Annotated in this window: 15 protein-coding genes and 1 tRNA gene; 13 read left to right on the plus strand and 3 right to left on the minus strand. The window is 66.7% G+C overall.

From position 1 onward, the window contains the following. Positions 1–39: 39 nt before the first annotated feature. Complete coding sequence (locus tag LOC60_RS10125) at positions 40–1104, minus strand: AAA family ATPase (protein ID WP_230024801.1); 1065 nt, start codon at positions 1102–1104, stop codon at positions 40–42. A 205-nt stretch (positions 1105–1309) separates the two neighbouring features. On the opposite strand from LOC60_RS10125, the gene LOC60_RS10130 reads away from it, so the two are divergent. Continuing rightward, complete coding sequence (locus LOC60_RS10130; protein ID WP_230024803.1) at positions 1310–2245, plus strand: TatD family hydrolase; 936 nt, start codon at positions 1310–1312, stop codon at positions 2243–2245. Positions 2246–2648: 403 nt separating this feature from the next. Beyond that, positions 2649–3818, plus strand: a complete 1170-nt coding sequence (locus LOC60_RS10135; protein WP_331460800.1) for a transglycosylase family protein — start codon at positions 2649–2651, stop codon at positions 3816–3818. A gap of 31 nt (positions 3819–3849) precedes the next feature. On the opposite strand, the gene LOC60_RS10145 is transcribed toward LOC60_RS10135, so the two are convergent. Continuing rightward, positions 3850–5064 (minus strand): helix-turn-helix domain-containing protein, encoded by a 1215-nt coding sequence (locus tag LOC60_RS10145; RefSeq protein WP_230024805.1) that lies wholly within the window; start codon positions 5062–5064, stop codon positions 3850–3852. A 261-nt stretch (positions 5065–5325) separates the two neighbouring features. Between LOC60_RS10145 and rsmA the strand changes: the two genes are divergently transcribed. From rsmA to LOC60_RS10160, 3 genes are read left to right on the plus strand one after another with little or no spacing between them, the layout of a single operon-like run. Beyond that, positions 5326–6210 (plus strand): 16S rRNA (adenine(1518)-N(6)/adenine(1519)-N(6))-dimethyltransferase RsmA, encoded by an 885-nt coding sequence (rsmA, locus tag LOC60_RS10150; protein ID WP_230024807.1) that lies wholly within the window; start codon positions 5326–5328, stop codon positions 6208–6210. Positions 6211–6229: 19 nt separating this feature from the next. Beyond that, a complete protein-coding gene (locus LOC60_RS10155) occupies positions 6230–7174 on the plus strand; it encodes a 4-(cytidine 5'-diphospho)-2-C-methyl-D-erythritol kinase (protein ID WP_230024809.1) in 945 nt (314 codons plus the stop codon). A 6-nt stretch (positions 7175–7180) separates the two neighbouring features. Further along, positions 7181–9073 carry an ABC-F family ATP-binding cassette domain-containing protein gene (locus LOC60_RS10160; RefSeq protein ID WP_230024811.1) on the plus strand — a complete coding sequence of 631 codons (1893 nt, stop codon included), beginning with the start codon at positions 7181–7183 and terminating at the stop codon, positions 9071–9073. Between the two features lie 21 nt (positions 9074–9094). Here the strand turns inward: LOC60_RS10160 and LOC60_RS16325 are convergent, their stop codons facing one another. Then, positions 9095–10171, minus strand: coding sequence for a TetR family transcriptional regulator (locus LOC60_RS16325; protein WP_331460801.1), 1077 nt, complete (start codon positions 10169–10171; stop codon positions 9095–9097). A gap of 125 nt (positions 10172–10296) precedes the next feature. Here LOC60_RS16325 and LOC60_RS10175 point away from each other — a divergent pair. From LOC60_RS10175 to LOC60_RS10210, 8 genes are all read left to right on the plus strand, one after another. After that, positions 10297–10368, plus strand: a tRNA-Gln gene (locus LOC60_RS10175). 76 nt (positions 10369–10444) lie between these two features. After that, positions 10445–11953 carry a bifunctional UDP-N-acetylglucosamine diphosphorylase/glucosamine-1-phosphate N-acetyltransferase GlmU gene (glmU, locus tag LOC60_RS10180; RefSeq protein ID WP_331460802.1) on the plus strand — a complete coding sequence of 503 codons (1509 nt, stop codon included), beginning with the start codon at positions 10445–10447 and terminating at the stop codon, positions 11951–11953. Next, entirely contained in the window at positions 11953–12936 is a 984-nt protein-coding gene (locus tag LOC60_RS10185; RefSeq protein ID WP_230024813.1) for a ribose-phosphate diphosphokinase, read from the plus strand. Before glmU ends, LOC60_RS10185 begins: the two co-directional genes overlap by 1 nt. 253 nt (positions 12937–13189) lie before the next feature. Beyond that, positions 13190–13798: a 50S ribosomal protein L25/general stress protein Ctc gene (locus LOC60_RS10190; protein WP_230024815.1), complete on the plus strand. Its 609-nt coding sequence runs from the start codon at positions 13190–13192 to the stop codon at positions 13796–13798. Positions 13799–13864: 66 nt separating this feature from the next. Further along, positions 13865–14452 carry an aminoacyl-tRNA hydrolase gene (gene pth / locus LOC60_RS10195; RefSeq protein WP_230024817.1) on the plus strand — a complete coding sequence of 196 codons (588 nt, stop codon included), beginning with the start codon at positions 13865–13867 and terminating at the stop codon, positions 14450–14452. Positions 14453–14834: 382 nt separating this feature from the next. Next, on the plus strand, positions 14835–17447 hold the full coding sequence (locus tag LOC60_RS10200) for an AAA family ATPase (protein ID WP_230024819.1): 2613 nt from the start codon (positions 14835–14837) through the stop codon (positions 17445–17447). A gap of 19 nt (positions 17448–17466) precedes the next feature. Continuing rightward, a complete protein-coding gene (locus tag LOC60_RS10205; RefSeq protein ID WP_230024821.1) occupies positions 17467–20172 on the plus strand; it encodes a LuxR family transcriptional regulator in 2706 nt (901 codons plus the stop codon). 388 nt (positions 20173–20560) lie between these two features. Beyond that, entirely contained in the window at positions 20561–22795 is a 2235-nt protein-coding gene (locus LOC60_RS10210; RefSeq protein WP_230024823.1) for a helix-turn-helix domain-containing protein, read from the plus strand. The last annotated feature ends 256 nt before the right edge of the window (positions 22796–23051 follow it).

Genomic DNA, 23051 nt, shown 5'->3' on the forward strand with positions numbered 1-23051 from the left:
CCTTTCGCTCGGCGGTACGGCGGAAACTGTCAGTGGAACCTAGCGGCGCAGGCGCTCCGGTACGCCGGCCGAGCGGGGAACCGGTACGGCTGCAATGACGGAAGCAATAACATCTGAGGCGGTGGTTCCGGCCACTGCTGCCTTGCGCTGCAGCAGGAGGCGGTGGGCGAGGACAGCATCCGCCAGCCCCGTGACGTCGTCGGGCAGTACAAAATCCCGGCCTTCAAGTGCCGCGTAGGCCTTGGCCGCCCGGAGGAGCTGCAGCAGGGACCGGGGGCTGGCGCCCAGGCGGAGGTCGGGGTGTTCCCGGGTGGCCCGGCCGAGGGAGACCGTGTACTCCTTGACGGCGTCGGAAACGTAGATGTCGCGGACCCGGGCGATCATGGCGGAAGCCTCGCGTATCCCTACGACCGGTGTGATGCTTTCCAGGGGGGAGCCGGACTGATGGTTCTCCAGCATTTCCACTTCGGACCGGGCATCCGGGTAGCCAAGGGAAAGCCGGGCCATGAACCTGTCCCGCTGGGCTTCCGGCAGGGGATAGGTCCCCTCCATTTCGATGGGGTTCTGCGTGGCCACCACAATGAAGGGTGCCGAAAGCCGGTGCGTCCCGCCGTCGACGGTCACCTGGTGTTCCTCCATGCACTCCAGCAGCGCGGACTGGGTCTTGGCGGAGGCCCGGTTGATTTCATCGGCGATCACCACGTTGGCGAAGACCGGACCCTGCCGGAATTCGAACCGGTGGCTGTCCTGGTTGTAGATGGAGACCCCGGTGACGTCCGAGGGAAGCAGATCCGGGGTGAACTGGATGCGGCTGACGGTGCAGTCAATGGTCCGGGCCAGCGTCTTCGCGAGCATCGTCTTGCCGACCCCGGGAACATCCTCGAGCAGCACATGCCCCTCGGCAAGCAGGACCGTAAGCACCAGCCTGGCTGCGTCCTCCTTCCCGTCAATCACCGTATTCACGGCGGCGAGAATCCCTTCTGCCGCTGTCTGGAAGGCCTCGGCGTCGACGGGCGCCAGAGAGGACTTGAGTGCAGTAGCCGTTTTCCGGGAAGGGAAACCGTTGAGGGACGCTGCGGCGGCAGGGGGGATCGGAGCGTCCATGGACACCTTCCATACTCGGCGGTTACAGGTGCGCCCCTGGTCCCGCCTGTGGTGACGCTGCAGGCCGGGTTGATCCAACAGCAATCGGGCCATGACGGGATCGGACCAACGGCAGGACAGGACCAACGGCGGTATAGGACCCGGTACCGGGAGCTCAAACAGCAGTTTGTCTGTTCAGGCTACTAGCTCACCTAGGCTTAAGAACATGATTATTCGAAGTGGATTTGTCCCGGGAAGCACACCGGCGGCTTACCTCCCGCCGGCCGAAGACGCCGGAACCGTCCGGCACAAGGGCAAAGGGTATCCGCCGGCACCCGAGCCGCTGCCCGTGCCCGTTATGGATAACCACACGCATTTCGATTTCCCGGCCGGGGAGAGTGCCGGCGACTTTACGGTTGCCCTGACCGCTGCCCTCGATGCGGCGGAGGCGGCAGGTGTCCAGGGAGCCGTCCAGGTCGGTACCGATCTCGAGTCTTCCCGCTTCACCGCGGCCGCCGTCGACGCCGATCCGCGCCTGCTCGGCGCGGTGGCCATCCATCCGAACGACGCCCCGGTGCTCGCCGCGGAGGGCACGTTGGAGGATGCACTCGCCGAGATCGAGGCGCTCGCCGCCCATCCGCGCATACGGGCCGTCGGGGAAACCGGGCTCGACTACTTCCGGACCGGGGAAGACGGCCGGGAACAGCAGCACTATTCCTTCCGCCGGCACATTGACATTGCCAAGCGCCTTGGCCTGGCACTGCAGATCCACGACCGCGACGCCCACGACGACGTCGTCCGCCTCCTGAAGGAAGAGGGGGCGCCCGGGACGGTGGTGTTCCACTGCTTCTCGGGGGACCGCGAACTGGCACGCATCTGTAATGAGAACGGCTGGTATATGTCTTTCTCCGGAACCGTGACGTTCAAGAACTCGCACAATCTCCACGAGGCGCTCGCGGTTGCGGAGCGGGATCTGCTCCTTGTTGAAACAGACGCCCCGTTCCTCACGCCACACCCGCACCGGGGCCGCCCCAACGCCAGCTATATGGTGCCCTATACGGTGCGTTCCATGGCTGACCGCACGGGCATTGACCTGTCGGAACTGGGTGCGGGCCTGGCTGCGAACACGCTTCGGGCGTACGGTTCCTGGACCCGGGAATAGGAGCGGGAGCTGGTACTGCGGGTATCCGTGCAGGACCCGGTGCCGCCGTGCGGGCGCCCCCGCCCGCGGAGAGCCTGTTTGCCCTTACATCACGGTTCGGTTACGGTAGGGAACAATTAGCCGGGGTCGGGGAAGGCATCCGGACTATCACTTCATATTCAATTGGATATTTCAGTGGCTATATTTTCTGAATATTCAATGGACATTTTGCGGGGCCACGCTGCTTTTACGGAGTGCGGACCTGTGAAACCGTGTCGGCAGGCGTCACCTGCTGCTGGCCCGGCGTGTTCCGCCAAGCCTGTGCCTGGCCGTGTTCAATGCACTCTGCCCTCCGGCAGGGTGCACCGGATGCGTACGGCGCTTAAAGTCCCCGTGCCCGGATTCTGTGACCGTTTGGAATCTCGTGGCAAGTTCACTCGCAAGGCGTGGGGCAAAGATTGTTGGCCAGGCAACCGTGATGGTGTGCCTCCTGCTGGGTCTGATCGCGTTTGTCGGCGCCAGCAAGTCGGTGGTGTTGACTGTCGATGGTGAGAGCCAGGAGGTGCAGACCTTCGACGGTACCGTCGCGGACGTACTGGAAAAGGCCGGTGTATCCGTGAGCTCCGCCGATCGGGTGATACCGGAACCAACGGCTGCCCTGGTGGACGGTGCCACCATCGAGGTCCAGCGGGCGCTTGCGGTGGACGTCCTGGTGGACGGCCGGGAAACCACTGTCCACACCACGGGAGAGACGGTCGAGGACCTGGTCTCGGAGCTTCGGGTTTCCACCAACTCCGCCGTGTCCGCACCGCTGGATACCTCGCTGGACGGGCTTAACGGCAGCATTTCAATCTCCACACCCAAAACCGTGTTCGTTACCGTGGACGGAAAAACCCACGAACGCAGCACCACGGCGGGCACCGTACGGGACCTGCTGAAGGAATCAGGGGTGAAAGTCGGTGCAGCGGACCAGGTGTCGGCTCCGCGCAGTGCGGCCCTGGTGGACGGCATGGGACTGAAGATCACGCGGATTTCAGCAGGCGTTGAGGAAACCGTCAAGGAACCGGTGCCCTTCACAAGTTCCGAGGTTCCCAACGCAGATCTGTTGGAAGGCGAGGAGAAAGTCACCACCGCCGGTGTGAACGGTGAACGTTCCCGGGTCTTCTCGGTCACCGTTGTGGACGGTAAGGAAGTCAGCCGCACCCTCGTCAAGGAAAGCGTCACCAAGGAACCGGTTGCCGAAACCGTGGCCAAGGGCACCAAGAAGCGCCCCGAAGCCAAGCCTGCCACTCCGCCGGCTGCCGGTGGCGGTGCCGGCAGCGGTGCCGGGGCCGGTGCGGCCCCTGCTTCGGGAACCTGGGCCGCCCTGGCCCAGTGCGAATCCGGCGGCAACTGGCACATCAACAGCGGCAACGGCTATTACGGCGGGCTGCAGTTCAGCTCCCAAAGCTGGCTCGGTGCCGGCGGCGGCGCGTACGCCCCTGTAGCCAGCGAAGCCACCCCGGAGCAGCAGATCGCAGTCGCGGAGAAGCTGCGGGCGAACGGCGGCTGGGGTCACTGGCCGTCCTGCGCTTCGAAGCTCGGCCTGCTCTAGACGGGTCCCTGCCAACCGGCGGCGCGCAGGCTCAGCCTGCCGCGAGCCTGTCGGCGAGGGCCGCCGCGTGCGCTGCGCGGTCCCCGGCCCCGGCTGAGCGGAAGGACTGTTCGCTGTCCGCCAGGTAGGCGGAACCGGCGTCGGCCCGTCCGGTGCGCGCCAGGGCGAGGCCCAAGTGCAGGGCCAGTTCGCCCGAATCCTGTGGGGGCAGTTCGTCCCGGTGGGCGTACACATTTGAGAGCATCCAGACAGCCCGGGCATGCTCGCCGTTCAGGTCCAGCCAGAGTCCCCGGCTATGGGCTGCCTCCAGGCGCTCCGGGCCGTAAAGCCCAACCACCGACATTGCCGCCTCGGCGTGTTCGATGCAGGCCAGCGTCTCATCATCGGATATGCCCGCGCCCAGCCGCATGGCCGCCGTAGCGTTGTTGAACCGGGCCCACAGTTCGACGTCGGAACCCGGCTGCAGCAGGGCGGCCGCAGCACGGTGGTGCAGGAGTCCGGTGTACGTGTCCCCGCGGCGAAAAGCCACATTGCCCACTGCCCAGAGGGCTTTCCCCTTGGGATGGCGGCCCGCCTCCGCTTCCGCCAGCGGAAGCACCAGGGTGCGGCAGTACGCCCATGCCTCGTCCAGCCCGCCGGCTTCGGCCAGCACGGTAACCAGCACTGCGCAGGCTTCGAGGTAATCCGGCGTCCGGGGCGAGGACCCGTCCACCTGCTGTACGGCGCTGCGGGCATGGGCAACGGCGTACCCCAGCTCTCCGGTTCCCTGATACGCCGTGGCGAGCAGCATTTCCGCCTGTGCCCGAAGGCGGGGGTCTTCAGCCGCCAGCGGATGGGCGGCCAGCAGGGACGCTTTCCCGATGCAGTCGCGGTAGGCATGGGTGGTGCAGAGGCAGTCCGCGGCCAGATAGGTCATCGCCCACCAGGAACGGGGACGCCCCTGGACCAATGCTGCTTCGGCGGCCGAAGCTGCCAGCGAGCCCGCGGCAGCGTAATTCCGCTCATCCAGCGCCTGGCGGGCGGAAAGTTCAAGGAAAAGGGCTGCCTCTTCCCCCGCCGGGCCCGTGGTGCTGCCGGAGGCAAGACGTTCCGACAGCAGCCGGACAGCACCCGCAACGGGTTCCCTCCGCCCGGTTTCCAGCAACGAGATTTCCCGTGGCCGAAAGGTTCCATCTCCCAGCCGGGCCTGGGTCAGGCCCCGCTCCTGCCGCTCCGAACGCAGCTTTTCGCCGAATGATTTGCCCATCGCTGATACCGCCGATCCCCGGGTGCGGCACTCTGTCGCCTGTGCCGGCAATGCGCTCGATGCTACCGGTGGAAACCTGCTGTCGGCAGAGCAGGTAACGGTTACGGACGGCAAAACAGACAACTCGGTTTCCTGCCTTCCCACACTGCCTTCGCACTGCTCCGCCGTGCGGCGGGGATCCGGTCCGGGGGAGCGCCCGGGGCAGTCCCGCAGCCCCGCGCCCGGCTCCGGCGGCCGCGCCCCCTCGGCTAGTATTACTGGGTGAGAGAATCCGAACCCGCCCCCCGAACACCCGTCCCCGCGCTGCTTGGTGCCTCGGATATCCGGGCGCTGGCGGAGGAACTCGGAGTCCGCCCCACCAAGACGCTGGGCCAGAACTTCGTTATTGACGGAAACACCATCCGCCGGATCGTAGCCGCGGCTGACATCGCTCCCGGTGAAACCGTGCTGGAGGTCGGACCGGGACTGGGCTCACTCACCCTCGGACTCCTTGACGCCGCCGAGTCAGTGGTGGCCGTGGAAATCGATCCCGTCCTTGCCGGCAAACTGCCGTCCACCGTGGCCGAACGGCGTCCGGAAGCGGCCGGCCGGCTGCACGTTGTCCTCGGCGACGGTATGCGGATCAAGGAACTGCCCAGGGAGCCCACCGCGCTGGTGGCCAACCTGCCCTACAACGTTGCCGTCCCCGTGGTGCTGCACCTGCTGGAGCATTTCCCGTCCCTGCAGCACGGCCTGGTCATGGTCCAGGACGAAGTCGCTGACCGGATGGCCGCCAAACCCGGCTCCAAGACCTACGGCGTGCCGTCCGTGAAAGCCGCCTGGTATGCGCAGATGCGCAAGGCCGGCGTGATCGGTATGAACGTGTTCTGGCCCGCGCCGAAGATTGCCTCCGGGCTGGTGGGGTTTGTCCGGCACGAACCGCCGCAGACCCGTGCCACCCGCGAAGAGGTCTTTGCCGTCATCGACGCCGCGTTTGCGCAGCGCCGCAAGACGCTGCGTGCCGCCCTGGCCGGATGGGCCGGCAGTCCGGTCGAGGCGGAGAAGGCACTGCGTGCTGCCGGGGTGGATCCCAGCGCCCGCGGCGAGGTCCTGGACATCGCGGCGTTCGCCCGGATCGCCGAGGCGCGGAAGCCGCTCATTGCCTGAGGAAAAGGTAATCCAAGAGATGGTTGAACTGCGTTCCGTCAGTGTCCGGACTCCGGGCAAGATCAATGTGTCCCTGAAGGTGGGTCCGCTCCGCCCGGACGGCTACCACAGCGTGGCCAGCGTCTACCTGGCCGTGTCCCTCTTCGAGGAAGTAACGGCCACGGCGCTGGCAGCGGATGAAATGCGCCTGACGCTCAGCGATCCGGATAACCGCCTCCCGGATGCGGGCATACCGCTGGACGGGGACAACCTGGCCGCCCGTGCCGCCCGTGCCGTTGCGGCCGCTGCCGGCCGGACGCACGCCGGTGTGCACCTGCATATCACCAAGCGGGTGCCGGTGGCCGGCGGAATGGGCGGCGGCTCGGCGGACGCCGCGGCCGCGCTGGTCGCCTGCAACGAACTCTGGAACGCGGGCCTGTCACCTGCAGAACTGGCAGACCTGGCTGCCGGACTCGGTGCCGACGTGCCGTTCGCACTGCTGGGCGGCGCTGCCGCCGGGCTCGGCGTCGGGGACCGGCTGACCCCGGTGCCGGCACCGCACCGGCTGCACTGGGTCCTGGTCCCGGCACCGTACGGGCTTTCCACTCCGCAGGTCTACGCCGCCGTCGACGGCCTCCGCGCCGGAACCGACGTCGCCGAGCCCGCCGAAGTGGACCCGGCGATCCTCGAGGCCCTGGCCCACGGGAACACCGCCGCCCTGGCGGGCGTTCTAGTCAATGACCTGCAGCCGGCGGCACTGGAGCTCGCACCGGAACTGGCACCTGTCCTTGAATCGGGAGCCCGGCTCGGCGCCCTCGCGGGCATGGTCTCCGGCTCCGGTCCCACCCTGGCCTTCCTGGCCTCCGGCGAAGCCGCCGCGTCCGCCCTGGCCGCCGCACTGCGCGCCGAGGGCCACACCGCCCTGGCCGTTTACGGACCCGCCGAGGGCGCCGTCATTACCGCACCCCAGACGTACAGAAAGTAGTACCGATTGGCACACCTGCTTGGCGCTGAGAACCTCAGCATTTCCTTTGGCACGCGCACCATCCTCGACGGCGTTTCGCTCGGCCTCGAGGAAGGCGACCGGATCGGCATGGTCGGCCGCAACGGCGACGGCAAGTCCACCCTGATGGGCCTGCTCGCCGAACGGCAGAGGCCCGACGACGGCCGCGTCACCCGCCGCCGCGACGTCACCGTGGGCTACCTGGACCAGACGGACGTGCTGGACGGAGACCTGACCGTGGGCCAGGCGATCGTCGGCGACGCCGCGGACTACGAATGGGCGTCCAACGCACGGATCCGCGACGTGATGAGCGGCCTGGTGCAGGAAGTGGACTGGAACGCGCAGGTCTCCTCGCTCTCCGGCGGGCAGAAGCGCCGCGTGGCGCTGGCCAAGCTGCTCACCGGCGACGATGACGTCATCATGCTGGACGAGCCCACCAACCACCTCGACGTTGAAGGCGTGGCCTGGCTGGCCCGGCACCTGAAGCAGCGCTGGCGCCCGTCGGACGGCGGCCTGCTGGTGGTCACCCACGACCGCTGGTTCCTGGACGAAATCTGCACCCGGACCTGGGAAGTCCACGACGCCATGGTGGATCCGTTTGACGGCGGGTACGCCGCCTACGTGCTGGCCCGGGCCGAGCGTGACCGGATGGCGTCCGTGGTCGAAGGCAAGCGCCAGCAGCTGGTCAAGAAGGAACTGGCCTGGCTGCGCCGCGGCGCCCCGGCCCGGACCGCCAAGCCCAAGTTCCGCATCGAGGCCGCGAACAACCTGATTGCCGACGTCCCCGAACCCCGCGACACGCTGTCCCTGAACAAGATGGCCACCGCGCGCCTGGGCAAGGACGTGCTGGACCTGGAAAACGTGTCCCTGACACTTGGGGACACCGACCTGTTCCGCAACATCACCCTGCGCCTCGCGCCGGGGGAGCGGCTGGGCCTGGTGGGCGTCAACGGCGCCGGCAAGACCACCCTGCTCCGCCTGCTGAACGGTGACATTGAGCCTACGTCCGGCCGGCTCAAGCGCGGCAAGACCGTGCAGACCGCCGTGCTGTCGCAGGAAGTCAAGGAACTGGATGAGGTGGCGGACCAGCGCGTCATCGAGGTCATCGAAAACGAAAAGCGGGTCTTCAACGTAGGCGGCCGTGAGCTTTCCGCCGGCCAGCTGGTGGAGCAGCTCGGCTTCAGCGCCCAGCGGCAGTGGACTCCCGTCCGGGAGCTTTCCGGCGGAGAACGGCGGCGGCTGCAGCTGCTGCGCCTGCTTGTGGGAGAACCCAACGTCCTGATGCTCGACGAACCGACGAACGATCTGGATACGGATACCCTCGCCGCCGTCGAGGACGTGCTGGACGGCTGGCCCGGCACGCTCGTGGTGGTCTCCCACGACCGGTACCTGCTGGAACGGGTCACCGACCACCAGATGGCGCTCCTCGGCGACGGCAAGCTGCGCGGCCTGCCCGGCGGCGTGGACCAGTACCTGGAACTGCGCGGGGAAGCGCTGGCCGCCAACTCGCAGGCCTCCACTGCCGCCCGCGGTTCCTCGCAGGCTGCACGCGCCGCAGCGGCCGGTGCCTCCCGGCCCGGCGGTTCCTCCGCAGCCTCCGCGCCCTCCGGCGGCGGGACGGCGACGGCGCTGGCCGGCTCCGGCGCCTCAGAAGCGGAAAAGCGGGCGGCCAAGAAGGATCTGACCCGGATTGAGCGCCAGCTCAGCAAGCTGACCGCGCAGGCCGAGAAGATCAACGCACAGATGAGCGACGCCACGCAGAAATCCAGCGGCGCGGACTTCGAACTGATCGGCGAGCTGAACGCCAAGCTGCAGGCCGTCGCGGCCGAACAGGAAGAACTGGAAATGCAGTGGCTGGAGGCGTCGGAGATCCTCGAGTAGGAGCCGCGCGAAAGCGGGTTGTCAGCCCAGCAGGCCGGGCAGGATGTGCTCGCTCAGCAGCGGTGACAGGTCGGTGCGCTCCGCTGCGGCTGCCGGGTCGGTCCAGAGAATCTCTTCGATCTCGGCGGCTGCAGCGGGGCGCGGGCTCCCTGCGGGAAGGGTCCAGGCGAACAGGCCGGCGTCTATGAAGGTGTTTTCCTCGTTCGCTGCCGGACCGTACCAGCGGCCCAGATCCTCCAGATCGGCGGGCGCAACAACCAGTGAGAGTTCCTCACCCATTTCCCGGGCCGCCGCCTCGGCGAAGCTTTCCCCGGGTTCGAGCTTCCCGCCCGGCTGCATAAAGCGCGAGGTGCCGCGCTTGCGCACGAGCAGGATCCGGCCGTCGTCGTCGCGGACCAGGACTGCCGAAAGGCGAAGGACCGCCGGAGCGTGCGCGCCGTCGCCCGGGCCCGCCGCGGGGGAGCCGGGCAGGTGGGAGAGCTGCGGATCCTTCTGCAGGCCCGCAAGGCCGTTCCAGGAAAGGTTCACCAGGTGCGCCGCCACGGCGGCCTTGTCCGGGGTGCGGGTGTCCAGCCACCACTGGCCGGTCATGGCCACCATGCCCACCAGCATCTGCGCGTACATCCCGCCCACCTCGGCACTCAGGCCGCGGCTGCCGAATTCCTTGGACAGGATGTGTTCCACGCGTCGGGTGATCCTGGACAGCAGGGTGGAAAACGTCCCTTCGGGCTGCGACGGCGGCGCGTCCCGGGTGAGGATCCGGAAACCGTCGGTGTAGTTCTCGATGTAGTCCAGCAACGCGTAGGCGGCACGTTCGAGCAGCACCCGGGGACCGGCATCGGCACTGAGCGATTCGGTCATCACCTCCAGCAGGCGGCGGAACTCAATGTCCACCACCTCTGTGTACAGCCCCTCCTTGGAGCCGAAATGCTCATAGACCACCGGTTTGGAAACGCCGGCCGCAGCCGCGATCTCCTCGATGGTCGCGCCGTCGAGGCCGCGCAGGGCAAACAGCCCGCGTGCCACCTCGATCAGCTGGGCGCGGCGCTGGACGCCGGTCATACGCAGGCGTGTGCCGCCGGCGGAAGTCTTTACCACCGGACCAGTCTACCCACGCGGCCCAACCTCCACGGCGGCAACACCGCCCGGGGGACTCAACTCGCAAACGCATCGGCTCCCGTGGCAGACTAAACTCTTGTGTGCGCGGCCAGCCGCGCACAAGATCCGCCCTGGTGTAATGGCAGCACCCCGGCCTTTGGAGCCGTGGAGTATAGGTTCGAATCCTATGGGCGGAACGCTGTGCAGTATGCCCGTGCAGGGCAACAGGGCAGCAGATATACACCGGCCGTACCACCGAGGAGCGCCATTTTCGTGACCACCAACGATGTCCGAACCAGTGGGGCCTCCACCGGCACTTTGTCGGCGGTGATTGTCCTTGCAGCCGGCGCCGGCACGCGCATGAAGTCCCGGACCCCGAAAATCCTGCATCCCGTGGGCGGCATCTCCATGCTCGGCCATGCCCTTGCCGCAGCCTCCGAGCTGCACCCCCGTTTCCTGGCCGTCGTGGTGCGCCACGAACGCGACCTTGTCGCCGCGCACGCCGCAGAACAGGCACCGGCAGCCGTCATTGTTGACCAGGACGACGTTCCCGGCACGGGCCGTGCGGTCCAGGTGGCGCTCTCGGCCCTCGATGCCGCCGCGCCGCTGGACGGCACCGTTGTGGTCACCTATGGGGACACCCCGCTGCTGGAAGCGCAGACACTGCGCAACTTGGTGGCCGTGCACGAAGCCGCCGGCAACGCCGTGACCGTACTGACCGCCCGCCTGGCGGACCCGACCGGCTACGGGCGGGTGCTGCGTGCAGCGGACGGGACCGTCACCGGGATTGTCGAGCACAAGGACGCCACGGACGAGCAGCGGGCCGTCAACGAGATCAACTCCGGAATCTATGCCTTCGACGCCGCGGTGCTCCGCAGCGCACTCGAATCGGTCACCACCTCCAACTCGCAGGGCGAGATGTACCTGACCGATGTCCTCGGCATCGCCCGCGCCGCCGGCGGACGCATCAGCGCCGTTGTCACCGACGACACTTGGCAGGTGGAAGGCGTCAACGACCGCGTCCAGCTTGCCGCCCTCAACGCGGAACACAACCGGCGGAACCTGGACCGGTGGATGCGCGCCGGCGTTACGGTCGTGGATCCGGCAACAACGTGGATCGACTCTACGGTGACCCTGGCCGAAGACGTCACTGTCCTGCCGGGCACGCAGCTGCACGGCGCCACCAGCATTGCCCGGGACGCCGTCGTCGGACCGGACACCACGCTGACCAACGTCACCGTGGGCGAGGGCGCGTCCGTGGTGCGGACCCACGGCAGCGATGCGGTGCTTGGCGCCGGAACCAGCGTGGGCCCGTTCGCGTACCTGCGCCCCGGGACGGTGCTGGGCGCCAAGGGCAAGATCGGCACCTTCGTGGAAACCAAGAACGCCGACATCGGCGCGGGATCCAAGGTTCCCCACCTTTCCTATGTGGGGGACGCCACCATCGGCGAGCAGTCCAACATCGGCGCCGCGTCCGTTTTCGTGAACTACGACGGCGTGAATAAGCACCATACGACCATCGGTTCGCATGTGCGCATGGGCAGCGACAACATGTACGTGGCCCCCGTCACGGTAGGCGACGGCGCGTACAGTGGAGCCGGAACCGTGATCCGCAAGGATGTACCGGCCGGTGCCCTGGCCATCAATGTTGCGCCTCAGCGCAACCTCGACGGCTGGGTGCTGGACAAGCGTCCCGGTACCGCGGCTGCGGAAGCTGCGGCTTCCGCGTCCACCACTTCTTCCTCAGTAACTGATTCCCCCACGCGAGAAAGCGATCATTAATGAGCAGCGAGATCACCGCACAAGGTGAAAAGAAGCTTGTCCTTGCCACTGGCCGGGCACACCCGGAGCTGGCCGAGGAGATTGCGCGCTGTCTTGACACGGACCTGCTGCCGCTGGCGTCCTACGATTTCGCCAACGGCGAGATCTATGTCCGGCCCGGCGAGAGCGTCCGCGGTACCGATGCCTTCGTGATCCAGGCGCATCCGGCACCGATGAACAACTGGCTGATGGAACAGCTGATCACCGTAGATGCGCTGAAGCGGGCCTCCGCCAAGCGCATCACCGTGGTTTCCCCGTTCTACCCGTACGCCCGCCAGGACAAGAAGGGCCGCGGCCGCGAACCCATTTCCGCACGCCTGATCGCCGACCTGTACAAGACAGCCGGTGCGGACCGCATCATGAGCGTGGACCTGCACACATCCCAGATCCAGGGCTTCTTCGACGGCCCCGTGGACCACCTGATGGCCATCCCGCTGCTGGCCGACTACATCCGCACCCGCGTGGATGTCTCCAACGTCACGGTGGTGTCCCCAGACACCGGCCGTGTCCGTGTTGCCGAGCAGTGGGCCGAGCGCCTGGGCGGCTCGCCGCTGGCCTTCGTGCACAAGAGCCGCGACCTGACCGTCCCGAACCAGGCCGTGTCCAAGCAGGTTGTGGGGCAGGTTGAAGGGCGCACGTGCGTGCTGATTGACGACATGATCGACACCGGCGGCACCATCGCCGGGGCCGTCCGCGTCCTCAAGGAAGCCGGTGCCAAGGATGTCATCATCGCTGCAACGCACGCGGTGTTCTCCGATCCGGCGGCGCGGACCCTCGCCGAATCCGGTGCCCGCGAGGTAGTTGTCACCAACACCCTGCCGATCCCGGCAGCGAAGCGCTTTGACCAGCTGACCGTGCTCTCGATTGCCCCGCTGATTGCCCGGGCCATCAAGGAGGTCTTCGAAGACGGATCAGTCACGAGCCTCTTCGACGGCAAGGCCTAGCACTAACGGCACCTCGGCTTACCCAACCGCCCGTCCGGACTGCCTCACGGCTGTTCGGGCGGGCGGTCTTGTGCTGGTAGCATTGAGTCCGATGCCTAGGCGAGGGAGCGGCCCGGAGAATTCCGGTCGAACTCCGTTATCGACGGTGGCTGGCAACTTCTGGCCGTACTGAGGACCGAAACCGGTCCGTACGGTGCACTGTTCCGAAACCGGCGCCCAAGGCAACCACGGAACACCACTTACAGGAGTAGCTATGTCTGAGCAGAAGCTCGCAGGAACCGTACGCACCGAATTCGGCAAGGGTGCAGCCCGCAAGGCCCGCGTCGCCGGCCAGATCCCGGCCGTCATCTACGGCCACGGCGCCGATGTTATGCACATCCTGCTGCCGGCCAAGGCCACCACGCTGGCTGTCCGCACCTCCAACGCCCTGCTGGAAATCGACATCGACGGCGAGTCCCACCTGGCCCTGGCCCGCGACATCCAGCGCGATCCGATCAAGCAGATCATCGAGCACATCGACCTCCTGACCGTCCGCAAGGGCGAAAAGGTCGAGGTTGAGGTCAACGTCCACGTTGAAGGCGAACTGGAAGCAGGCGACTCGGTCTACAACCAGGAAGCCAACACCGTCCTGGTTGCCGCAGACGCCACCGATCTGCCGGAAACCATCGTGGTCAGCATCGAGGGCCGCAAGGCCGGCGAGCACATCTACGCCTCCGACCTGATCCTGCCTGCCGGCGTCGAGCTGCTGCTTGATCCCGAGACCATGATCATCAACATCTCCGAGCCCACCGTGCAGGACCTGGGCGCTCCGTCTGACGAGCAGGTTGCTGTTGCAGCTGCTGAAGTCGGCGCCGAAGCGTAACCCACTTCCGGGGTCTGCTCCCCGTAACGGAGCCGTCCGGTTCTTATTTAAGGAGCAGTACCAGTAGTGAACAGCAACACCTGGCTTGTAGCCGGGCTCGGAAACCCCGGGCCCGGCTACAGCCGTAACCGGCACAATGTCGGCCAGATGGTTCTTGACGAGCTGGCTTCCCGCATGGGCGGCAGGTTCAAGACCCACCGGTCGCACGCCTCCATCCTCGAAGGACGCCTCGGCATCGGCGGCCCGCGCGTGGTGCTGGCCAAACCACTGACCTATATGAACCTGTCCGGCGGCCCCGTGTCCTCCCTGGCCCGGTTCTTTGATATCGACGCCGAGCAGGTTGTGGCGGTTCACGACGAGATCGATATCCCCTTCAATACCGTTCGCCTGAAGCGCGGCGGCGGAGAAGGCGGCCACAACGGACTGCGGGACATCAGCAAGGCCCTGGGCACCAAGGATTACCTGCGTGTCCGGGTTGGAGTAGGCCGTCCGCCCGGACGCATGGACACCGCCGACTATGTCCTCAAGGATTTCTCCGGAACCGAGGCCAAGGAGCTTCCATTCCTCATCGGCGATGCCGCAGATGCAGTCGAACTGCTCCTGACCGAGGGCCTTACGGCCGCCCAGCAGAAATTCCACGGAGCCGGCGCCTGATCCCCGGGGCCTAGGTAACCGCGGGGCAGAATGGAGTAGTTTTCCAGCGTCCCGAATGGCGGGGAGCCATTGTTTCCGTTCCGTTACCCGGCCTAAAATGGAACCAGCCTTACGGGCTCCCAAAGCGGGGCCGACGTCGGGAGGCCTCCGAGACTGGGCCACCCCCATCCCGGCGTCGGTCCCTTATTCTCTCCCCGCTATTGCCTCCCAGCGGCGCTTTTCCTGTTAGCTGCGCATTCCTGATGCATGTTTTTGTATCTAGACGCAGCCCGTGCGCGCGCGTATGCTCCATTCCACTGAGCGGTTGCTACCGAGGGCCGAGGTATCCGGGATCCGGATCTGTGCGGGCGTTGTGGGGGGCGTGGGCTGGCTGATGAAAAGCGTGGCAACTGGAGCAGAGTTGATCGGGCGGGCAGAAATCCTCGACGGCTTATGCTCTGCCCTCTCCGCCGGGGGAGCCGGCGCCGTCCTCCTCGGCCAGGGCGGTGTAGGTAAAACCGCGGTGCTGAATGCCGTGGCGGATCGCCTGAAGGCAGACTTCCATACCATTCCGGTCCGGGGCACCGCCATCGCCGCCGAGACGCCATACGGCGCACTGGCCTTCCTGCTAAGCGGCCTCCCCGAAGGAGACGAGCAGGATCCGCTTCGGGTGCTGCAGGAACTCAGCCGCGTCTTCGCCGCCCGTGCCGGGGGAAACCGGGTACTGGTCACCGTGGACAACGCGGATCGGCTGGATCCGTTTTCCGTCATGGTGCTGTCCCAGCTCGTTCGGCGAGGAAGCATTGCAGTGCTGGCGGCTGCTGCATCCATCCAGTTCAAAGCAGGCCATGAGCTGGTTGGCCTGTGGAGTGAAGGCCTGCTCCGGCGCGTCGATCTTGAACTCCTTACCGAGCGGCAGACCCGCCAGTTGATGCAGCAGTTGCTGGGCGGAGGGGTCTCGGCCCTTGCCGCCGCAACGATGTGGCGGGAGACAGAAGGCAGTCCCCGGATGATCAGGCTCATGACCGGTGCCCAGGTGCGTTCCGGCACCTTGGTGCGCCGGGAATCCACATGGGTCCGGACTGCACCCTTTGTCCGTACCGGCGAGGTCAGCGAAGTACTTGACACGATGCTGGACCGGCTGGGAACCCACGAACGAAAGCTGGTGGAAGTCCTGGCGCTGTGCGTCAGCGTCCCTCTGCCGCGCGTCCTGGAACTGGTGCCCGAAGCCGGGGTCGATTCCCTCGAGGAGCAGCAGCTCATCTGTGTAACCGGCAACCCGCCGATGGTCCGGCTCGGCAGCGGAAACCCAGGGTCGGTAATAGCGGCGAGCATGGCGCCGGGCCGAATGCGGGAACTGTGGGAAGAGGCAGCCGGCGGGATGGATCCCAGGGACATGGACGGCGAGGAACTGACCGCCTTCCTCGGCTGGGCCCTGTCCTGCGGCGAGGATCTCGCCCCGGCGGACGCACTCCGTGCTGCGCGCGCAGCCAATAGGCGTGCGGATGCAGCTGCAGCACTGAGATTCATCCGCACCGTGCCCCCGGCAGCACGCAGCCAGGAGATGGTGCTTGAAGAGATCCGCGCCCTGCAAGGCGCGGGCTACCTGGACAAAGCCCTCCGCGTCTTCAGGGAAGCGGAGCCACGGCTGGTCCCCGGGGAGCGTTCCAGCTACGTGCCGTTGCTGCTGCTTCACTGCCATACGCTGGCCTGGATACCCGGAGCCGGTGACCCGCTCCAGGCGCTTGCGGCCATCGAGGAGTCATGCCCGGAAGAAGGGGATTCCCCCGAACTGGCAGCGGCCTTTGTTCTTGCCCGGAGCGCGTTGGCTGCGGACGCCGGCCGCCTCCGGCAGGTCCCCGGCAGCCTCGCCCGCGTCTCCCGGGACGGGAGGCTGAGCCTGGCCACCCGGATTCAGGCGGCCGCCTTGTCCGCCCACGTCCTGGCCCTGGCCGGACGGACCGATGAAGCGCTGCAGATCCTCGAGCAGCTGGGGCCGCCGAAGGACTATGCAGTAAATGCCGCGAACGCCGGGGAAGTCTGCACCCGCATATTTGATACCTATGTTGTTTCGGGTGAGCTGGACCGGGCCGTGGCGTTCGTTCGGGCATTCGATGAGACCGGAGTCCGGCCGTCCTGGCAAGGCAGCGCAGGTGAACTGGCCGTGGCAGTCCTCGCGGCATGGCAGGGACAGGACGGTGCGGTCCGGGACGCGCTTGACGGTGCCATCGGGCAGTTGCGCAACCATGACCCGCAGGACATGCTTCCCCTTGCATTGACCCTTGGGGCCTATGTCCATCGGGACCGGCTCCCCGAAGCCGCCGAACTGCTTCGGCAGGCGCGCAGTGCGAAAAAGGCCCCCGGCTACTTCCGCGGGTTCCTTCTCAGCTATTTCTCCCTGCTGGCCGAAGACACCGATGACGGAGTCCGCTGCGGACGTCTGCGCAGCGAAGCCGCGGCCGCCCGGGCGGCAGGTTATACCGCACCGGCACTGTTGTTCCTGTCGGCAGCCGTTCGGGCCGGTGACAAGCAGGCTGCCGCCGACGTCCTCGAGACGGCAAACGAGGGGAACGGAAGATTTGCCGACCTGCTGACGGGCTTCGCTGCCGGAGTCCTCAACGACGACCCTGCCCTGCTGGTCACTGCGGCAAAAGGGTTCCTTGAGCGCGGACAGTACCTGTTGTCCCGGGATGCCGCCCGGGATGCCGCCCGGGCGGCCGAGCGCAGCCTGCCAAACAGCAGTGCGGGCGAGCGCAAACACCTGGGGAGAACGGCCCGTGCAGTGGCCAATGCAAGCCTGCGGCGTATGCGGCATGTCGGTGGCCGCGCAAAAACACTGGCGGAACTGAGCGAATTCGAGGCAGATCTTGCGCATCGGGTGGTTACGCTGGCCACCACCACGCAGATAGCCCGGGAACTGAACCTGTCTCCCCGGACCATCGAGTGGCACCTCGGAAAGATTTTCGCGAAGCTCCATGTCTCCGGCCGTTCCGAGTTGGCAGAGATTCTGGCCTAGGAACCGATGGGGGAATTCGATGTACGGGTTGAACGAGCGGTCGCTGACGGGCAGGGATACCGTGCTTGCCTCGGTGCTCGGGAGCCTGCGCCGCCCCGCTGGACACGGTGCTGCAGTGGCGGCGGAAGCCGGGCTGGGAAAGACTGCCGTGGCCAAGGCTGCCGCCCGGGAGCTGCAGTCGGAGATGCCCGTTTACTGGGTCTACTCCAGTCCTGCACTCAAAACGGTGCCGTATGGTGCGCTGGCGGCCCTCCTGCCTGACCTCGCTCCGGGGCAGACGGGGTCTGCGCTGGCGGTTATGCGCGCCTTGATGGCCCGGTTCTTTCCGGTGGTCCCGGCCGGCGGAGCGACCGCTTTCCAGCCGGGCCCGGAACCTTTGGTAATTGTGGATGACGCGCACGACATCGACGCGCCCAGTCTCGACCTACTCGCCCAGCTCCTTGATGCCCGATACATCAGGCTTCTTGTCCTGTCCCGGACCTTCCCGGACATTTCGGGCGTCCTGCCGCACATGTGGGACGGGCAGCTGACCCGGCACCGACTGTTGCCGCTGGACGAACGGGAAGTCCTTCAGCTGTGCCAACAGGAGCTCCAAGGCCAAATCAGCACCACTGCCTCCGTTGAGCTGACCCGCCTCACCGGTGGGAACCCGATGTATCTGCTGGCCTTGATTGACGAAGCCGTGCGCAGCGGGTTCCTGGTTCAGCGGCAGGGAATCTGGGGAACTGCCGACGGCGATCCGCCCGTCGGTGGACGTGTGGGAGACCTCGTCAAGGCACAGGTGCGGGGCCTGGATCCTCAGGACCGCCTGGCGCTGGAAGTGATTTCCCTTGCCGAACCACTGTCGCTGGGTGCTGCCTTCCGGCTGGGCCTGCATGCCTCGGTGGACCGTTTGGCAGCTTCCCTGCTGGTGGGGGTTTCGCATGAGCCAGGCACCGGACAGGCGGTACGCCCGCTGCATCCGATTTACGGAGAGGTCATCCGGGGGATGGTTCCGGCTGCCCGCAGCGCACGTCTCCTTAAGCAGCTGCAGGGTGTGCTGGCAGGCACGGACATAGGGGACGAGGGGCAGCTCCGCCTGGTCTCATGGTCCCTGGCGCTGGGGGCCGAAGTGCCGGAGCTTGAGTTGCTGCACGCGGCGGAAAGAGCTAATAACCGCTTCGATCCCCGGCTGGCTCTCCGGGCTGCCGCGGCGGCAGGAAGAGGGGAGCTGCGTATACCGGCACGGATACAGGAGTCGCGCGCACTGCTGCTGCTCGGCGAAGCGGGCCTGGCGGCCGCCGCGTTGGAAGGGACACTCGAGCAGGCAACTGATCTGCACACCGTGAAGCAGGCGATGACGGTGCATATCGCGACGGCCCTGCAGTCCGGGCCCGGGACTGACTGGGCGGATCCGCTGGCCCGGCAATGGATGCGCGCCATTGAGAGGCTATCCGGAAACCAACCTGCCGAAGCGCTCGACGGCGCACGCTGGGGGGTACAGGCGCTCAGGCTCCTGTCCCGGGTCCGGGAAGGGGATTACAGCCACGTCGAGTTGGAACTGGCGGAGGTGCTCCGCGAAGCACACGGGAGCGCTGACAATGAGGCAATCCTGTTTGCCGAGGCGCTGACGGCTGAGATCCAAGTTGCAACGGGCCGGGCACAGACCGCGCTTGAACACAGCACGGCTGCCCTGGAACTGCTGGGCGAAACCACTACCTGTTCGCAGTTCTTTGGCCCGTTCGTCCTGCACCGGCACCTTTCGGTACTGCTTTGGCTCGGCGAATGGGACCAGCTGCAGCGGACCGTTGGTTCCGCGGACTCAGCCGTTCAACGGATGCTCTTGCATTCCGGGGGTGTTGCGGACTTTGCAGTGGGCCTGAGCCACCTGCGTTTGAGTGCCCTGCAAGACGCCGCAAGGGACTTTTCAGCCGCGGTGGAAGCGGCGACTGTCAACGATCCCGAAGGAATCCTTCCGCTGTCCCTGGCGCTGGGTTCCTTTGCCGCCGGGAGCCTCGGCCAGCGCGACCTCGCCGGACGGCTGCTTGAAGCCGCCGGGCGGACTTCCCCGCGGGGGCCGGAGCAGTACCGGCTCCTGGCCGAAGGGATCCTCGCCGGAGGGCGGTTTGCGCGGGATTCCGATGACGCTTCCATGCGCAGGTTGGGGGACACGGCTGCGGAGGCGCAGGAGCGTTCGTTCACGGCCGTGGAATTCACCCTGCGCCATCTTTCGATGCGGCTGGGTGATTTTTCCGAGGCCGGGCGCCTGATGAAGGTGACGGAAGGATTCGAGGGTCCGCAGGCACTCGTATTAAACCGGGTGGCCCGCGCCGTCGTCGATCAGGACAGTGCGGCGCTGGTAGCGCTCGCCTCGGACCCTGCTCCGGAACTGGATCTGCAGCTGGCACGGCAGTGCCTGCTCGAAGCAGAGCGCCTGGCCCGCAGGAACAGCGACCGCGCGATGTTGAACCGGGTCCAACGGCTGCTGGGACGGCACAACGGCAGCGTCCGCGGCGCGCTTCCGAAGTTGACTCGGCGTGAGCTCGACGTCGCCGCCCTCGTTGTTGCCGGAAAACACAACGCCGAGATTGCGGGCATGCTGAACCTTTCCGTCCGTACGGTGGAGGGGCATATCTACAGGACGTACGAAAAACTCGGGATCAGCCGCCGGGAAGAACTGAAGGAACGGTTCCCCCTCCTTGGCGAAGCATCCGGAGGCTGGGACCGGCCTGCTCCCGCCGAGTAATTTCCGCCGGCAACACCAGTAGGTTTTACTCGTGTGCAGCCAGCCAGGGATTCGTAGCCTTGTGAGCGTTACTCAAGGTTTGTCCGGGCGGCTCTGTCATGCTTCACTGTCATGCTTCCGCCGCACGGGTACCTCGGGTCCCACATACGGAGCCGGCGGCGTCGATGCCCTCTGAGACCGGGGTGTCCCCCCAGCCGCCGCCGGCTCCTTCCCTCATCGTTTCCGTACGCAGACACGAACGCCGCACCAAAGACGCGGCTGGCGCCCAAAGATGCAGAAGCCAACAGCGGAACACCGGAACACCAGGAACCGCAACACCAGGAACCGCGGCACCAGAAGCACTGTGACGCCAACAGCACTGCGTTAACGCCGGTGAAGGAGCCGTTCGATGGAAGTTGCCGGACGCAGCCCGGGCCCCAGCGGCAGCCGGGAACCCGGGGTGGAAACCGGCCCGCACTTCCGTGAACCCCTGCTGGCCCAGGTGAAAAACGCGGTGGCAGGGGCAATCGACGCACTGTCCGAAGGCAAAAGCGTGGTGGTGACCGGGTCAGCCGGAACGGGCAAGTCCACGGTCATGGCGGGTGTCCTTGCCGGACTCGGCAACGACTATTCGGTAGTGCAGCTGCGCGGAGCAGCGTCGTGGGCGGGAAAACCATTCGCCGGGCTCTTCTGGCTGCTCAGCGAGTTGCCGCCGGAATCCCTGTCGGATCCGGTCTATGTGTTGCAGTTCCTGCGGCGGGTGTTCAGGGACAAGGCGGCCGGACGGCGCCTGGTTCTTGCCGTGGAAAATGTGGAGGACCTGGACGGGGAAACCATCGCCGTCCTTCTTCAGCTGTCCAGGACGGGCAGCGCCCTGATACTGGCTACGGTCCGGGATCTGTCCGCCTGCCCCGGCGAGTTTGTCCGGTGGTGGTCCGAGGGATCGGTGCACCGGGAAGGCCTCGAACCGCTGCGTCCCAGCGGAACCCGGGTGTTGCTGGAGGGATTGGCCGGTGGGCGGGTTTCCAGCCGGCTGGTGCAACAGGTCCAGGCACGGAGCCGGGGCAACCCACTGCTTTCAGCCCTGTTCCTTCGGGAGCAGCTGGACGCCGGGACAGTCCGCCGCCGGCGGGGCACCTGGGTGTGGACAGGGGCGGTGTCCTACTCGGGTGCCCTGGCAGAGCGGGTGGAGGTGGAGACCGGACAGCTGTCCCCGGAGGAACGGTACGCCGCAGACGTACTGGCGGTCAGCGGTGCCCTGCCCCTGCTGATGCTTCTCCAGGTAGCCGATCCGCCGGCAGTGGAACGGCTTGAACAGGATCTGCTGGTCACTTCCGGCTGCGTCCGTACCGTCCAGCTCAAGGATCCGCTGCTCGCCGAGGCCGCGGCGGCACTCGTCCCTCCTGGCCGCGCCGCTGAGATCCGCGCCAGGCTTGCAGCGGTGCCAAGCCGGACTGGATCCGGATACGGCGGGGACTCGACACAAGCTGCCGACATGGCCGCTGCACTGGCGGCAGTGCATGAAGCAGGGGAATTGGCCCGCTGCGGCAGGTGGGCGGAAGCCGGCGCAGCAGCACGGCTTGGTCTGGAGCTGTCCGACAAGTGCGGCAAGGCAGGCCGCCTGCGGCGGGATCTCCTGTCGGAACTATTCGGCGTCTTCCTGTACTGCGGAGAGCTGCGGCAGGCTGCCGATGTGCTGGCGCAGACGGACGCGGCGGCCGAAGGAATGGAGCTAAACGGCGGCAATGATCTGTGCGAAGGCATTGTGCAGGTTCTTGGTGGCCGCGCGGACCGCGCCCTGGACTTCCTGCAGCGGGCCTTGGCGCAGTTCGAAGAAGAAGGAACCCAGGATCTGCTTCCCCTAGCGGGAACAGCGGCAGCCTATGCATGCATCCTGCTCGACGACGGCGATACTGCCCGCAGCTTCCTTGCGGCCGCCGGCACCGGGGCAGGCTGCGACGCCCCGTCCCCGGAACCCGGCGCTCCGATCTCCGATTGGGGAGCAGGCCTCATTCGAAGTTTCTCCGGACTGTGTGCGGCCCGCGGCGTAACGCCCCCCGCGGAATCCGGCAGGTTTCCTTCCCCCGCTGCCGAGGGGGTATCCGGGGTCCGCCCCGGCGTCATGCTGGAGTTGGCCACGGCGGCACTGCATGACCGGCCCGGAGCGGCCGGGGAACTACGGGAGGCAGCGTCCGGCTGCAGCGGGGATTCGGCGGAGATGTACCTGGAGCTGGCCGAGGGACTCATCGCGCTGCGTCCCGCAGGTTTGCTTCGAGCAGCGGAGCAGGCCCACCGCCTGGGCCAGTTCCTGATTGCCTATGAGGCAGCCGGCGGGGCCGTGCGCCTGGCCCGCCTCCAGGCCGACCGCGCACAGCTGCGCGCTGCGCGCCGAATTGAGAATGTCAGTTACCGGATGCTGCGGACGGCCAATTCGGTGGCCGATCGACTGCCGGAATTGTCGGACTTCGAGCGGCAGCTGGCCCTGGGGGCTGCGGCAGGCCAGAGCAGTTCGCAGCTGGCCGGCGGTCTGCACCTCTCGCCACGGACGGTGGACTGGCACCTGGGCAGGATTTTCCAGAAGTTACGTGTATCCGGCCGTGTGGAACTGCGCGAGTGCCTTGAGGACGAGCGTCCACATATCTGAGCCGGCACCGTTTTTCTTCGCGGACAGTCAATGCAGGTGGTTTGCACAGAGAAATCACGTAGGCGGGCGCGGCGTCGGCACTCGTTTTCCAAGTAGCCCGCGTGCGGTAACTAGGGAGCGCTACTCGTGTAGCGCACACGGACCGTTTCTACGCTGGTGGACGGCAGCAATGCAGGGGTCCGACCCCGCTTTCGCCCGCCGACGGCAGGGCACACCAATTCCCTCCCGAAGAACCTGTTCCAGACGCTTGTACGTG

The organism is Arthrobacter sp. zg-Y769 (genome assembly GCF_020907405.1).
GTDB lineage: Bacteria > Actinomycetota > Actinomycetes > Actinomycetales > Micrococcaceae > Arthrobacter_B.